The sequence below is a fragment of the Vibrio gazogenes genome (assembly GCF_023920225.1).
GTDB lineage: Bacteria > Pseudomonadota > Gammaproteobacteria > Enterobacterales > Vibrionaceae > Vibrio > Vibrio gazogenes.
Map to the genome: position 1 here is coordinate 3,172,154 of NZ_CP092587.1, position 14,995 is coordinate 3,187,148.

Annotated in this window: 11 protein-coding genes; 1 reads left to right on the forward strand and 10 read right to left on the reverse strand. The window is 44.9% G+C overall.

What is annotated here, in order from left to right; all coding sequences use genetic code 11:
• Positions 1-23: 23 nt before the first annotated feature.
• Both hemE and nudC read right to left on the reverse strand, forming a co-directional pair.
• Positions 24-1,088: a uroporphyrinogen decarboxylase gene (gene hemE, locus MKS89_RS14090; RefSeq protein WP_072963383.1), complete on the reverse strand. Its 1,065-nt coding sequence runs from the start codon at positions 1,086-1,088 to the stop codon at positions 24-26.
• A gap of 240 nt (positions 1,089-1,328) precedes the next feature.
• Positions 1,329-2,117, reverse strand: coding sequence for an NAD(+) diphosphatase (nudC, locus tag MKS89_RS14095; protein ID WP_072963386.1), 789 nt, complete (start codon positions 2,115-2,117; stop codon positions 1,329-1,331).
• A gap of 164 nt (positions 2,118-2,281) precedes the next feature.
• Between nudC and MKS89_RS14100 the strand changes: the two genes are divergently transcribed.
• Complete coding sequence (locus tag MKS89_RS14100) at positions 2,282-2,776, forward strand: Rsd/AlgQ family anti-sigma factor (RefSeq protein WP_072963388.1); 495 nt, start codon at positions 2,282-2,284, stop codon at positions 2,774-2,776.
• A gap of 103 nt (positions 2,777-2,879) precedes the next feature.
• Here the strand turns inward: MKS89_RS14100 and rpoC are convergent, their stop codons facing one another.
• From rpoC to secE, 8 genes are all read right to left on the reverse strand, one after another.
• Entirely contained in the window at positions 2,880-7,082 is a 4,203-nt protein-coding gene (rpoC, locus tag MKS89_RS14105) for a DNA-directed RNA polymerase subunit beta' (RefSeq protein ID WP_072963391.1), read from the reverse strand.
• A gap of 81 nt (positions 7,083-7,163) precedes the next feature.
• Positions 7,164-11,195: a DNA-directed RNA polymerase subunit beta gene (gene rpoB, locus MKS89_RS14110; RefSeq protein WP_072963394.1), complete on the reverse strand. Its 4,032-nt coding sequence runs from the start codon at positions 11,193-11,195 to the stop codon at positions 7,164-7,166.
• A 240-nt stretch (positions 11,196-11,435) separates the two neighbouring features.
• Entirely contained in the window at positions 11,436-11,807 is a 372-nt protein-coding gene (gene rplL / locus MKS89_RS14115; protein ID WP_021021751.1) for a 50S ribosomal protein L7/L12, read from the reverse strand.
• A gap of 57 nt (positions 11,808-11,864) precedes the next feature.
• Complete coding sequence (gene rplJ / locus MKS89_RS14120; protein WP_021021752.1) at positions 11,865-12,356, reverse strand: 50S ribosomal protein L10; 492 nt, start codon at positions 12,354-12,356, stop codon at positions 11,865-11,867.
• A 264-nt stretch (positions 12,357-12,620) separates the two neighbouring features.
• Positions 12,621-13,322 (reverse strand): 50S ribosomal protein L1, encoded by a 702-nt coding sequence (gene rplA, locus MKS89_RS14125; protein WP_072963399.1) that lies wholly within the window; start codon positions 13,320-13,322, stop codon positions 12,621-12,623.
• A 4-nt stretch (positions 13,323-13,326) separates the two neighbouring features.
• Positions 13,327-13,755, reverse strand: coding sequence for a 50S ribosomal protein L11 (rplK, locus tag MKS89_RS14130; RefSeq protein ID WP_021021755.1), 429 nt, complete (start codon positions 13,753-13,755; stop codon positions 13,327-13,329).
• 129 nt (positions 13,756-13,884) lie between these two features.
• A complete protein-coding gene (gene nusG / locus MKS89_RS14135) occupies positions 13,885-14,433 on the reverse strand; it encodes a transcription termination/antitermination protein NusG (protein WP_001287510.1) in 549 nt (182 codons plus the stop codon).
• A 12-nt stretch (positions 14,434-14,445) separates the two neighbouring features.
• Positions 14,446-14,829, reverse strand: coding sequence for a preprotein translocase subunit SecE (secE, locus tag MKS89_RS14140; protein ID WP_072963402.1), 384 nt, complete (start codon positions 14,827-14,829; stop codon positions 14,446-14,448).
• Positions 14,830-14,995: the final 166 nt, after the last annotated feature.

Sequence of the window (14,995 nt, forward strand, 5' to 3'; positions counted from 1 at the left end):
AGCAGACCCATAATGAGTTGAGACTATTTGTGGTAAGGGGCTGACAACTCATGAACGGCATTCACAAAAACATCAACATTGTCAGGCGGCACATCTAAGTGAATACCATGCCCCAAATTGAAGACATGTCCACTTCCCTCACCAAATCCTGCCAGTATTTGTGCAACTTCATCACGAATTTGCGGTGCTGGCGCATACAACATTGAAGGATCCATATTGCCCTGTAAAGCAACTTGCCCACCGACACGGGCTTTTGCATCTTCAATATTGATTGTCCAATCAAGTCCAATCGCATCACAACCAGTTGCAGCAATCTGTTCCAACCACATGCCACCATTTTTGGTGAACAGCGTGACCGGTACTTTATAACCATCATGTTCTTTGATCAAACCATCGACAATTTTATGCATATATTGAAGCGAAAAATCACGATAATCCCGTGGCGTCAGTACGCCTCCCCACGTATCAAACACCATCACTGACTGAGCACCTGCTTTAATTTGGGCGTTCAGATATAAAATAACGCTGTCAGCAAGTTTATCGAGTAGCGCATGTAACGTCTCTGGCTCTGCGTACATCATCTTCTTAATTTTGGTAAACGCCTTCGAACTACCGCCTTCTACCATATAAGTCGCGAGGGTCCACGGGCTACCGGAGAAGCCGATTAACGGAACTGAGCCTTGTAAATCATGGCGAATTTGTCGCACAGCATTCATTACATACTGTAATTCACTCTCTGGATCAGGAATGCCGATTTTATTCACGTCAGCCCGAGATTGGATTGGATGGGTAAATTTGGGACCTTCTCCCGCTTCAAAATAGAGCCCGAGTCCCATTGCATCAGGAATTGTCAAAATATCAGAAAACAGAATCGCGGCATCAAGAGGAAAGCGACGTAGCGGTTGCAACGTGACTTCTGAAGCCAATTCAGGATTTTTACATAAAGTCATAAAATCCCCGGCCTGAGCTCTCACTTCACGGTACTCCGGGAGATAACGCCCTGCCTGGCGCATCATCCATATCGGCGTTCTATCAACAGATTGCTTCAACAGCGCACGCAGATAACGATCATTCTTTAATTCAGTCATTTTTTATCTTCCAAATCAGGGCTTTTATCACTGCTTATATCAGTGCAATTTTTTAATTCTTTGCAAGCGAGATCATGTTCCAGACGAAAAGAAAATCAGATTGTTTGCAACAACTCAGCTTAAGTGTTAAAAATTTGTTCAATAATGAAAATTATTAATAATAATAAACAGAGTACTTGCTACTCAACATCTCATAACGACATCTTACTTACCCCTCCGTTTATGCGGAGGTTTTTTTTATCATAGTGACAAAACACTGCCCGTACGAATATCCGCTAACGTCTGCTCTATCAATGCTCTGGCAATCGTCCCTTCCGGCGCAACCTCCGGCATATTTTGCGGAGAAAACCAGCTCGCATGACTGATTTCATGTTCATCGATCAAGATATCTCCTGATGCATAATCAGCTAGAAAAGCGACCATCATACTTGAAGGGAAAGCCCAGGGTTGACTACCGAAATATCGGATATTCTTTACTTGGATACCCGTCTCTTCAAAAATTTCCCGAGCCACGGTCTGCTCCAATGTTTCTCCGGCCTCAACAAATCCGGCGATGACAGTATACATCCCCCCCTGATGACGGGCATGTTGTGCCAAAAGAATTTCATTATCACGACGTACAGCAACAATAATACAAGGAAAGATACGGGGATAATGAATTGTCCGGCACTCATGGCACTGCATTGCTAGCTCGCGATGATGAAAATAATTCCGCCCGCCACATTGTGCGCAGAAACGCTGTGTCTGAGTCATATGACCATACTGGACAGCCTTACTTGCAGCAAGGAACAGTGATTCAGAAACATTCAGCAATGTTCTCAGTGATGACATTGGCAGACGTTGGTCCAAATCTGCTTCATTCAACCAAAAAACTGGGTGTCCGTCACATTCTGCTATCTTGACTGCTTTATCTTCAGGAAGAGACCAATGCTCTGCCGTTCCAAAGGGGAGCATATGATTCACAGTCCAGAGTTCACTTCCGGAAACAACACACCAGTAAGCGTTTCTGACTTCACTATTTTCTAACATGATCGCTCCTATATCCTTGCAGTCTGACGATTTTACTGGCAATCTAGTTTCATACCAGAGTGGGAAGTGTACCATGTTATAACCCTCTCGTATGAATAAGATATTGTGTCTCTAGACACAACTGCCAAAGCAGGATCTCCCTATGGGGAGCAGATCATGAGGGCATGACCATGCTTAAAAAATTCAAGAGAATACAAGAGCAATGGGGAGGTTCCAGTGATGTCATTGATCAATGGTTAGACTCCCGACAAACTTTATTGGTTAAATATTGTAAACTTGCCTCATTGCAGCCCTGTACTTCCAAAGCGGCTCTCAGTGAACTCCCATCAGCCAATGATATTCATGAGTTTTGCCAAAAACTGGTCGATTACATTTCCACAGGGCACTTCAAGATCTACGATACAGTTAAAGCCAAATGGGAATCAACCGGATTTACTGCTACGGACGAGATCAACCAAACTTATTTTTCAATTGTTGAGACAACCGATCCCCTACTCAACTTTGCAGATAAATACCTGGATATCAGAGATGATGAACACTTGGAAAGTTTTGACCGAGATTTATCTCACTTGGGGGAAACATTAGAGGCACGATTTGAACTTGAAGATGAACTGATACAAATGATTGCTGACAGTTTATCTGTCCCTCCTGGTGCATAAGTTCTCACTCAATTGTATTGTTCATCTCAAAGCACATGAAATGAGATCAGACGGATATATAAAAAAGGCGCCCTACGGCGCCTTTTTACATATTTAGCAATGATTACTCATCAGACGAAAAACCAGCATTCAGCAATGCAGCCAAGTTGTCCGTTGCCTGTTCAGCGGATGGACCTTCTTTCTGCGAATCACGTCTTGCATGACGTTCTTGATGGTAGGCAAAACCAGTACCAGCAGGAATCAATCGACCAACGATAACGTTCTCTTTCAGGCCACGTAAGTCATCACGCTTACCAGAAACCGCAGCTTCTGTCAGTACGCGAGTCGTTTCCTGGAACGATGCAGCAGAGATGAATGATTCTGTTGCCAAAGATGCTTTAGTAATACCTAACAGTTCACGTTCGTAACGTGCAGGTTCTTTGCCTTCAGCAACCAATTGGCGGTTGGCAATTTTCACCTGAGAATATTCTACCTGCTCACCTGCTAGGAACTCAGAGTCACCAGCAAAAGTAATGGTACACTTACGTAACATCTGACGAACAATCGTCTCAATGTGCTTATCATTAATCTTAACGCCTTGTAAGCGATAAACATCCTGAACTTCATTCGCAATGTACTGTGTAACCGCATGGATACCACGCAGACGCAAGATATCGTGCGGAGACTCTGGACCGTCGGCAATCACGTCACCACGCTCGACTTTCTCACCTTCAAACACGTTTAACTGACGATGCTTAGGAATCATTTCCTCATAAGTATCACCACCTTCACGCGAGATAATCAAACGGCGCTTACCTTTCGTTTCTTTACCGAATGACACTGTACCAGTATGCTCAGCCAGAATCGCAGGTTCTTTCGGTTTACGTGCTTCAAACAGATCCGCAACGCGAGGCAGACCACCGGTAATGTCCCGGTTACCGCCAGATTTCTGAGGAATACGAGCCAGCGTATCACCGACACCAACTTCCGCACCATCTTCCAAGTTCACAATTGCTTTACCCGGTAAGAAGTACTGTGCTGGCATATCGGTACCAGGAATCATCACATCACGGCCTTGCTCATCAACCAGCTTGATAGCAGGACGCATATCTTTACCGGCAGAAGGACGCGCCGCAGCTTCTGTTACTTCACTTGAAGACAGGCCGGTTAAGTCATCCATTTGACGAGAAACCGTCACGCCATCAATCATGTCAACATATTGAACACGACCTGATACTTCAGTAATGATTGGCAGGGTGTGCGCTTCCCAGTTCGCAACAACTTCACCAGTGTCAACTAAGTCACCGTCAGCTTTGCTCAACAAGGAACCATAAGGCAATTTGTGTTTCTCTTTCGTCCGACCGAACTCATCGATGATCGTCAGTTCAGTTGCACGAGAGGTAATGACAAGCTTACCGTTCTTATTGGTTACGAATTTCGCATTATTCAGTTTCACAGAACCTTTGTTCTTCGCCTGAATACTGTTCTCTGCCGCTGCTGTCGATGCTGCACCACCGATGTGGAACGTACGCATCGTTAACTGAGTACCCGGTTCACCGATAGATTGTGCTGCGATAACCCCAACAGATTCACCTTGGTTCACCAGATGACCACGCGCTAGATCACGACCATAACATTGAGCACAACAGCCGAAGTCAGCATCACAGGTTACAACGGAACGAACTCTCAATTGGTCAACTGAGTTTTCATCGATGATCTGACACCATTTCTCGTCGATCAATGTGTTACGAGGAATCAGAATTTCTTCAGTTCCAGGCTTGAGAATATCGTCTGCAACCACACGACCCAAAGCAAGTTCAGTCAAAGCAACTTTAACATCACCACCTTCGATATGCGGCATCATTTCGACACCTTCGTGCGTACCACAGTCATGCTCAGTGACAACAACGTCTTGTGCAACGTCAACCAGACGACGAGTCAGATAACCTGAGTTCGCAGTTTTCAGTGCCGTATCCGCCAGACCCTTACGAGCACCGTGCGTTGAAATAAAGTACTGAAGAACGTTCAGGCCTTCTTTAAAGTTCGCTGTGATCGGTGTTTCGATGATCGAACCATCCGGACGAGCCATCAGACCACGCATACCGGCCAACTGACGAATCTGAGCTGCAGAACCCCGAGCACCGGAGTCAGCCATCATGTAAATACTATTGAATGACTCTTGCTTCTCTTCATCACCCTGACGGTTGATAACAATTTCAGAAGACAGGTTTTCCATCATGGCTTTAGCAACACGATCATTGGTTGAAGCCCAGATATCAATTACCTTGTTATAACGTTCACCTGCAGTCACAAGACCAGATTGGAATTGCTCCTGAATTTCGCGAACTTCTTCTTCTGCTTCAGAGATCTCCGTATATTTCGCTGGCGGTACAACCATATCGTCGATACCGACAGAAACGCCAGACAATGCTGCATAAGCAAAACCTGTATACATGATCTGGTCAGCGAAGATAACAGTGTCTTTCAAACCCAGTTTACGATAAGCCTCGTTTAACAGATTAGAAATCTGCTTCTTACCCAGCTTTTGGTTGACCAGGCTATACGGCAGACCTCTCGGCACGATTTGCCACAACATTGCACGACCGACGGTTGTATCAACCATTTTCGTTTCTGTTGTTTCACGGCCATCTTCATCACGAATGGTTTCAGTGATGCGGACTTTCACACGTGCATGGAGTGAAGCAGACTTAGTACGATATGCTTTCTCTGCTTCCTCAGGACCAGCAAGGTACATTCCCTCGCCCGGTGCATTAATCTTTTCACGTGTCATATAGTAGAGACCCAAAACAACGTCCTGTGACGGTACGATGATTGGATCACCAGATGCTGGCGACAGAATATTGTTGGTTGACATCATCAGCGTACGCGCTTCAAGCTGTGCTTCGAGTGTCAACGGTACGTGAACCGCCATTTGGTCACCATCGAAGTCCGCGTTATAAGCCGCACACACAAGTGGGTGTAGCTGAATCGCTTTACCTTCGATCAAAACAGGTTCAAAAGCCTGAATCCCCAAACGGTGCAGTGTTGGCGCACGGTTCAGCAGCACAGGGTGTTCACGAATGACTTCATCCAGAATATCCCATACGACCGGCTCTTCACGCTCAACCATTTTCTTCGCAGCTTTGATCGTTGTCGCCAGACCACGAGTTTCTAACTTGCTGTAGATAAATGGTTTAAACAGTTCCAAAGCCATTTTCTTTGGCAGACCACACTGATGTAAACGCAGGTATGGACCTACGGTGATAACAGAACGACCGGAGTAGTCAACACGTTTACCCAGCAGGTTTTGACGGAAACGACCTTGTTTACCTTTGATCATATCCGCAAGTGATTTCAGTGGGCGCTTGTTCGAGCCAGTAATCGCACGTCCACGACGTCCGTTATCCAACAATGCATCAACTGATTCCTGTAGCATCCGTTTTTCGTTACGGACAATAATATCCGGAGCAGCAAGCTCAAGCAGACGCTTCAAACGGTTGTTACGGTTAATCACACGACGATATAAATCATTCAGATCAGAGGTCGCAAAACGACCGCCATCCAAAGGCACCAAAGGACGCAAATCCGGTGGCAAAACAGGAAGCACGGTTAGAATCATCCACTCAGGGTTGTTTCCTGAAGCAAGAAAGGCTTCAACCAGCTTCAAACGCTTCGTCACTTTTTTACGCTTTGTTTCAGAGTTTGTTGTATTTAACTCTTCACGCATGACTTCAGTTTCATGGTGCATATCCATTGAACCCAACAGGTCCTTAATGGCTTCTGCGCCCATTTTCGCTGTAAATTCGTCGCCCCATTCTTCCAGACGATCCAGATATTCTTCTTCAGTCAGCAGTTGACCTTTTTCCAGATCGGTCATCCCTGGTTCGGTAACGACATACATTTCGAAATAAAGCACACGCTCAATATCACGTAGCGGCATATCCATTAACAGGCCGATACGAGACGGAAGCGATTTCAGAAACCAGATGTGAGCAACTGGAGACGCCAGCTCAATGTGTCCCATACGGTCACGGCGAACTTTAGTCTGAGTGACTTCAACGCCACATTTTTCACAAATCACACCACGGTGTTTCAAACGCTTGTACTTTCCGCAAAGACACTCATAGTCTTTTACCGGACCAAAAATACGCGCACAAAACAAACCGTCACGCTCCGGTTTGAACGTCCGGTAGTTGATAGTTTCAGGTTTTTTCACTTCACCAAATGACCATGAACGGATCATATCAGGTGAAGAAAGGCCGATTTTGATTGCATCAAATTCTTCGGTCTTGTGCTGTGCTTTCAGAAAGTTTAATAAGTCTTTCACAATCAGCTCCTGTAAGGAGTTAAAAGGCGCGAGGTCGCGCCTTTCCACCAGATAACCCTATTCTATAACTCAAGAATAGGATTACTCTTCGTCTTCTAGCTCAATGTTGATACCCAGTGAGCGAATCTCTTTCAACAACACGTTGAACGATTCAGGCATACCCGGTTCCATGCTGTGATTGCCGTCTACGATGTTTTTATACATCTTCGTACGACCATTCACGTCATCCGATTTCACCGTCAGCATTTCTTGAAGTGTATAAGCAGCACCATAAGCTTCAAGTGCCCACACTTCCATCTCACCGAATCGCTGGCCACCGAACTGAGCTTTACCACCAAGTGGTTGCTGAGTTACAAGGCTATAAGATCCCGTAGAACGAGCATGCATCTTATCGTCAACCAAGTGGTTCAGTTTCAGCATATACATGTAGCCAACAGTAACCGGACGCTCAAAAGCATCACCGGTACGGCCATCAAACAATGTCAACTGACCGGATTCAGGCAGATCTGCTAATTTCAGCAGTTGCTTGATTTCAGGCTCTGTTGCACCGTCGAATACAGGCGTAGCGACTGGAAGACCGTTGCGTAAGTTATTCGCTAGCGTACGAATATCTTCATCTGAAAGGGCAGAAATATCCACTTTCTGACGAATGTCATTACCCAACGAATAAACTTCCTGCAAGAATTCACGTAGTTTCGCAATTTCTTGCTGCTCTTTAACCATCTGGTTGACTTTGTCACCAATCCCCTTCGCAGCTGCACCTAAGTGAACTTCAAGGATCTGACCGATGTTCATCCGTGATGGTACACCCAGTGGGTTAAGTACGATATCAACAGGACGACCGTTTTCGTCATATGGCATATCTTCTACAGGGTTAATCTTGGAGATAACACCTTTGTTACCATGACGACCGGCCATTTTATCACCCGGCTGGATACGACGTTTGACAGCTAAATAAACTTTGACGATTTTCAGAACACCTGGGGCAAGGTCATCACCTTGAGTGATCTTACGGCGCTTCGCTTCAAATTTCTTATCGAAATCGGCTTTCAGTTCATCCCATTGCTCAGCAAGCTGCTCAAGTTGTGACTGAAGCTCATCATCTTCCAGCGTTTGTTCTAGCCATTTCTTGCGTTCAATCGAATGAAGTTTCGCTTCAGAATAACCGCCAGACAGCAGTACCGCTTTCACACGAGCAAGCAAACCACCTTCCAGAATTTGGAACTCTTCTGTCAGGTCTTTTTTCGCTTCTTTTAACTGCATCTGTTCGATTTCAAGTGCACGTTTATCTTTCTCGACGCCATCACGCGTGAAGACTTGAACATCGATAATCGTTCCTGAAACTGAATTTGGTACGCGCAGTGAGGTATCTTTAACGTCTGAAGCTTTCTCACCAAAGATCGCTCGGAGTAGTTTTTCTTCCGGTGTCAGTTGTGTTTCGCCTTTTGGCGTTACTTTACCAACCAGAATGTCGCCACCTTTAACTTCAGCACCAATGTAGACAATTCCAGACTCATCCAATTTGGACAGAGCGGCTTCACCAACATTTGGAATATCCGCAGTGATCTCTTCAGCACCTAGCTTGGTATCACGAGCAACACAAGAAAGCTCCTGAATGTGAATGGTGGTAAACCGATCTTCCTGAACAACACGCTCAGAAACAAGGATCGAGTCCTCGAAGTTATAACCATTCCAAGGCATGAATGCGATACGCATGTTCTGCCCAAGCGCAAGTTCACCTAAATCTGTTGAAGGACCATCAGCAAGCACATCACCACGCGCAACGGGTTCACCAGGCATCACGCAAGGACGCTGGTTAATACATGTGTTTTGGTTAGAACGCGTGTATTTGGTGAGGTTATAGATATCAATCCCTGCTTCACCCGGAATCAACTCATCTTCATTGACTTTGATAACAATGCGAGAAGCATCTACAGACTGAACATGACCACCACGTTTAGCAACCGCAGTTACACCCGAGTCGACAGCAACATTACGTTCAATACCGGTACCGACCAACGGCTTATCAGCACGAAGGGTTGGTACAGCCTGACGTTGCATGTTCGCCCCCATCAAGGCACGGTTCGCATCATCGTGCTCAAGGAATGGGATTAACGATGCTGCAATTGATACAACTTGGTTTGTCGCAACGTCCATATAGTTGACGTGTTCACGAGGGTGCAGACCTGATTCACCTTTCTGACGAGCAGTGATCAATTCATCGGCAAAAGTCCCTTCGTCAGTCAGTTTAGCGTTTGCCTGAGCAATAACGAACTGGCCTTCTTCGATCGCAGATAAGTATTCCACGTCATCTGTAACAATCCCATCAACAACACGACGGTATGGTGTTTCAAGGAAACCATATTCATTACAACGTGCAAATGCAGACAAAGAGTTGATCAGACCGATGTTTGGTCCTTCAGGTGTTTCAATCGGACATAAACGTCCATAGTGAGTCACGTGAACGTCACGGACCTCAAAACCTGCACGCTCACGCGTCAGACCACCAGGACCTAAAGCAGAAATACGACGCTTATGCGTTACTTCTGACAGTGGGTTGTTCTGGTCCATAAACTGAGATAGCTGAGAAGAACCGAAGAACTCTTTCACTGCTGCCGAAATTGGCTTGGCATTGATCAGATCTTGTGGCATCACGTTGTCCAGATCACCCAGACTTAAACGTTCTTTTACCGCACGCTCAACACGAACAAGACCAACACGGAATTGGTTTTCAGCCATTTCACCGACGCTACGAATACGACGGTTACCCAAGTGGTCTATATCATCAACTTCACCGATACCATTACGGATCGCGATCAGTTTTCTCATTACCTCGATGATATCGAATTCATCAAGTGTCCCGAGATTTTCAGCATCATTCCGCTCAATAGAACTATTGAACTTCATCCGTCCAACGGTTGAAAGATCATAACGATCTTCAGAGAAGAACAGACTGTCAAACAGTGTTTCTGCAGCTTCTTTTGTTGGTGGCTCACCAGGGCGCATCATTCGATAGATTTCAACCAGTGCTGAAATACGATCAGTCGTGCTGTCGATACGCAATGTATCTGACATAAATGAACCATGATCAAGGTCATTGGTATATAGAACCTCAATCTTCTTGTAACCCGCTTGAGAAAGATTTGCTAGCGCTTCAAGACTCAGCTCTTGGTTTGCTGCAATAATCAGCTCTCCCGTCGCTTCATTCACGTAATCTTTCGCTGTGACCTTGCCGACAATATATTCGACGGGTACTTCGATAAATTCAACGGCGTCTTTTTCCAACTGACGAATGTGACGAGCAGTAACGCGACGTCCTTTTTCGATATAAACCTTTCCGTTTGCTTCAATATCGAAGCTGGCAGTTTCGCCACGTAAACGTTCAGGAATCAAAGCCATCATCAGCGTTTGATCTTTCACTTCGAAATGTATTTTTTCGAAGAAAATATCCAAAATTTCTTCTGTTGTTTTTCCTAACGCACGCAGAATAATAGAAGCTGGTAGTTTGCGACGACGGTCGATACGAACATACAAGTTATCTTTCGGATCGAATTCGAAATCAAGCCACGAACCACGGTAAGGAATGATACGTGCGTTATAAAGGACTTTTCCAGATGAGTGGGTCTTACCCTTATCGCTATCGAAGAATACGCCGGGGCTTCGGTGCAGCTGGGATACGATAACCCTCTCAGTACCATTAATTACAAAAGTACCATTATCTGTCATGAGTGGGATTTCACCCATGTAGACTTCTTGTTCTTTAATATCTTTGACAGTACCCGCTGGTGCGTCTTTATCAAAAATAACCAAGCGTAGTTTTACACGCAGAGGTTTTGAATAAGTTACACCACGAATTTGACATTCTTTAACATCAAAAACTGGCTCACCAAGACGGTAGCTAACGTATTGCAGCTCAGAGTTGCCATTATAGCTCTGGATAGGAAACACAGAACGAAAAGCAGCCTCTAGACCATATTGTCCTTCAGGATCCTGTTCGATAAATTTGTCGAACGAATCGAGCTGGATCGATAGCAGGTATGGAATGTCCAACACTTGTGGACGAGTACCAAAGTCCTTGCGGATGCGCTTTTTCTCGGTATAGGAGTAAACCATGGGGTTCCTCAGCTCGCTGATAAGTGACCCAAACTGCCCACCTTTGCATTAAAGGGGAAACGGCAGTGACTAACTAACTGTTTACTGTAGTGACGTTTAACCACGTTGAGATAAACGTTTTTTGCACGGATGTCGAATGACTAAACAGTAGGAAAATTCATCGACACCCTACAGCGCAAAAAGGCCGGTGGTCAATAAACCACCAGCCATTAGCCTTTCGGCTAAGCGATTAAGTAAGAATTACTTAAGCTCAACAGTTGCACCAGCTTCTTCAAGTTGTGCTTTAAGAGCTTCAGCTTCTGCTTTCTCAATACCTTCTTTGATCGCTGCTGGAGCGCCGTCAACAAGAGCTTTCGCTTCTTTCAGACCCAGACCTGTAGCGCCACGAACTGCTTTAATTACAGAAACTTTGTTCGCGCCAGCAGAAGCTAGGACAACGTCAAATTCAGTTTGTTCAGCAGCAGCTTCACCACCAGCAGCAGCGCCACCAGCAACAACAGCAGCGGCAGCAGAAACACCAAATTTCTCTTCCATTGCTTCGATCAGTTCAACAACTTGCATTACAGACATTTCTGCAATAGCGTCTAGGATTTGCTCGTTAGTAATAGACATAACAATTCTCTTCTAAGTCAACAATTAGTTTAATAAGCAACCAGTAAAAAGCAAGCCTTATGCAGCTTCTTGTTTTTGGTCGCGGATAGCAGCGATAGTACGTGCCAACTTGCCAGCAGAAGCTTCTTTCATACACATCATCAGACGTGCAATAGCTTCGTCGTAAGTTGGTAGAGTTGCTAGTACTTCGACATCAGCGATAGAACCTTCGAATGCAGCTGCTTTGATCTCAAAATCTTTATTCTCTTTCGCAAAGTCTTTAAAAAGACGCGCTGCAGCACCTGGGTGCTCATTAGAGAAACCAATCAAAGTAGGACCTACGAATACCTCTTTCAGACATTCGTAGTCTGTGCCTTCAACTGCGCGGCGTGCTAGTGTGTTACGAACCACTCTCACGTAAACACCAGCTTCACGAGCCTGTTTACGCAAAGAAGTCATCGCACTTACTTCAACACCACGAGAATCAGCAACAACTGCAGAAAGTGCACCACTGGCTGCTTCGTTGACTTCAGCAACAATTGCTTTTTTGTCTTGAAGATTTAAAGCCATCTTGGATTTACTCCTGGTTGTCGTTACACCACTCACTATTTTCATCAACAGTGAGAGCTTTTTAGGTGCAGTCCCAGAAGAAAGTTATAAAAATAGAGCTTTCGTCAGTTCGGGCACCATCTACGTAGGTTTGATTAAGCCGTCAGAGACGACGCCTACGGTCTTGGACGGAGACTGGATTATAGTTCAAAGAACCAAGGTTCAGCCCCAACCACAAATATTAGGCGCAAAATTATACATAAATTTCACGCCTAAGCAAATAAATTAAGCTTGAGTGCTTAAAGTTGCCTGATCAATTGCAACACCAGCGCCCATCGTTGTAGAAAGACTTACTTTCTTCACATAAGCCCCTTTCGATGTAGATGGTTTTGCTTTTTTCAGTGCAACAAGCAGTGCTTCTAAGTTTTCTTTCAACTGTTCAACATCGAAAGAAACTTTACCGATTGTTGTATGGATGATCCCATTTTTGTCATTACGGTAACGAACCTGACCAGCCTTCGCGTTCTTAACCGCTTCAGCAACGTTTGGTGTTACAGTACCAACTTTAGGGTTTGGCATCAGACCACGAGGACCAAGGATAGTACCTAACTGACCAACAACACGCATTGCATCTGGAGATGCAACAACAACGTCAAAGTTCAGTTCGCCTTTCTTCACTTGCTCAGCAAGATCTTCCATACCAACTAGGTCAGCACCAGCTTCTTTTGCTGCATCAGCGTTTGCACCCTGAGTGAAAACAGCAACACGGACTTCACGACCAGTACCATGAGGCAGTACAGTTGCACCACGAACGTTCTGATCAGATTTACGTGCATCAATACCTAAGTTCACAGCAACATCAACAGATTCAACAAATTTTGCAGTTGCCAGCTCTTTCAGCAATGCAACAGCTTCGTTGATCTCATACTCTTTAGTAACATCCACTTTTTCGCGGATAGTACGCATACGCTTAGTTAGTTTTGCCATGATATTAACCCTCTACCACTAGACCCATTGAACGAGCAGTACCCGCGATAGAACGCTTCATTGCTTCGATATCTGCACCAGTCATATCTGCAGCTTTAGTTTCTGCGATTTCCTGAATTTGCGCGTCAGTTACTGTACCCACTTTTTCTGTATTAGGACGACCAGAGCCAGATTTGACGCCTGCAGCTTTCTTCAGAAGCACAGCCGCTGGTGGTGTCTTAGTTTCAAAAGTGAAAGAACGGTCACTGTATACAGTGATAACAACTGGAATCGGAAGACCTTTCTCTACAGATTCTGTTTTTGCGTTAAACGCTTTACAGAATTCCATGATGTTAACACCACGCTGACCCAGTGCTGGACCAACTGGTGGACTTGGGTTTGCCATACCTGCTGCAACTTGCAGCTTGATATAAGCTTCAACTTTCTTAGCCATGATATTTCCTACATAATGGGTACTAACGCTAATCCACTGATCAGCTCCCCGTTTCTAGTGAAGACCTGTAAAAAGGCGCGAAATTATAGTCAAATTTCGCGCCTTAAACAAGTCTAAAAAGATGATTTTTTAATCTAGTTTTTCAACCTGACCAAATTCAAGCTCGACTGGTGTTGCACGACCAAATATTGAGACAGAGACTTTTAAACGACTCTTCTCGTAATCAACCTCTTCAACAGTACCGTTGAAGTCAGCAAATGGTCCATCGTTAACCCGAACGACTTCACCAGCTTCAAACATCGTTTTCGGCCGCGGAGCTTCGCTCGCTTTCTCCAGCCGATTCAATATTGCATCGGCTTCTTTATCGGTAATCGGTGCCGGACGATCAGATGTCCCACCGATAAATCCCATCACTCGGGGAACACTACGCACCAAATGCCAAGATTCATCATTCATGATCATCTGGACGAGTACATAGCCAGGGAAGAATTTTCTTTCACTTTTACGGCGTTGCCCGGCACGCATTTCAACAACTTCTTCCGTTGGTACTAATACTTCACCAAACAACTCTTCCATTCCATGCATTTTGATATGTTCACGTAGTGACTGCGCCACTCGACCTTCGAATCCAGAGAAGGCTTGAACAACATACCAGCGTTTTTTGGGAGCTTCACTCATGAATTAAACCCTCTATACTCCAGTCGCAAATGCAACAAGGCGAACCATAATACCGTCAATACCCCATAATGCCAGAGCCATCACAACACAGACGGCCAGAACAATTAATGTGGTTTGCACAGTTTCCTGACGTGTAGGCCATATTACTTTACGAATTTCCATACGCGCTTCTCGCGCGAAGCTCACCGCTTCTTTACCTTTCACAGTAATTGCTGCAAGACCTAATGCGGCGGCAATTAACACAATAACACCAGCAGAACGAATAACGACAGAAACCGTTTCACCATAAAAGGAGTTACCCACAACAGCGGCAGCCAATAGAACAATAGCAATCAACCACTTCAGTTTATCTGCTGCATTTGAGCTCTCAGGAGTTTCAGCATGATTTGCTTTCATAACCCAACCTGTCACAAATCTAAATATAGACGACAATAAACCCCACTGTTGCAGGGCAAACTAACAAAAATAAGCGTTCGATGCTCATTTTCAGAAACAAAGATACCTTCTCTGTCTCAAACCTTTTACTTTTGACTAACAAATCGTCAAAATAAATCTTCAACGC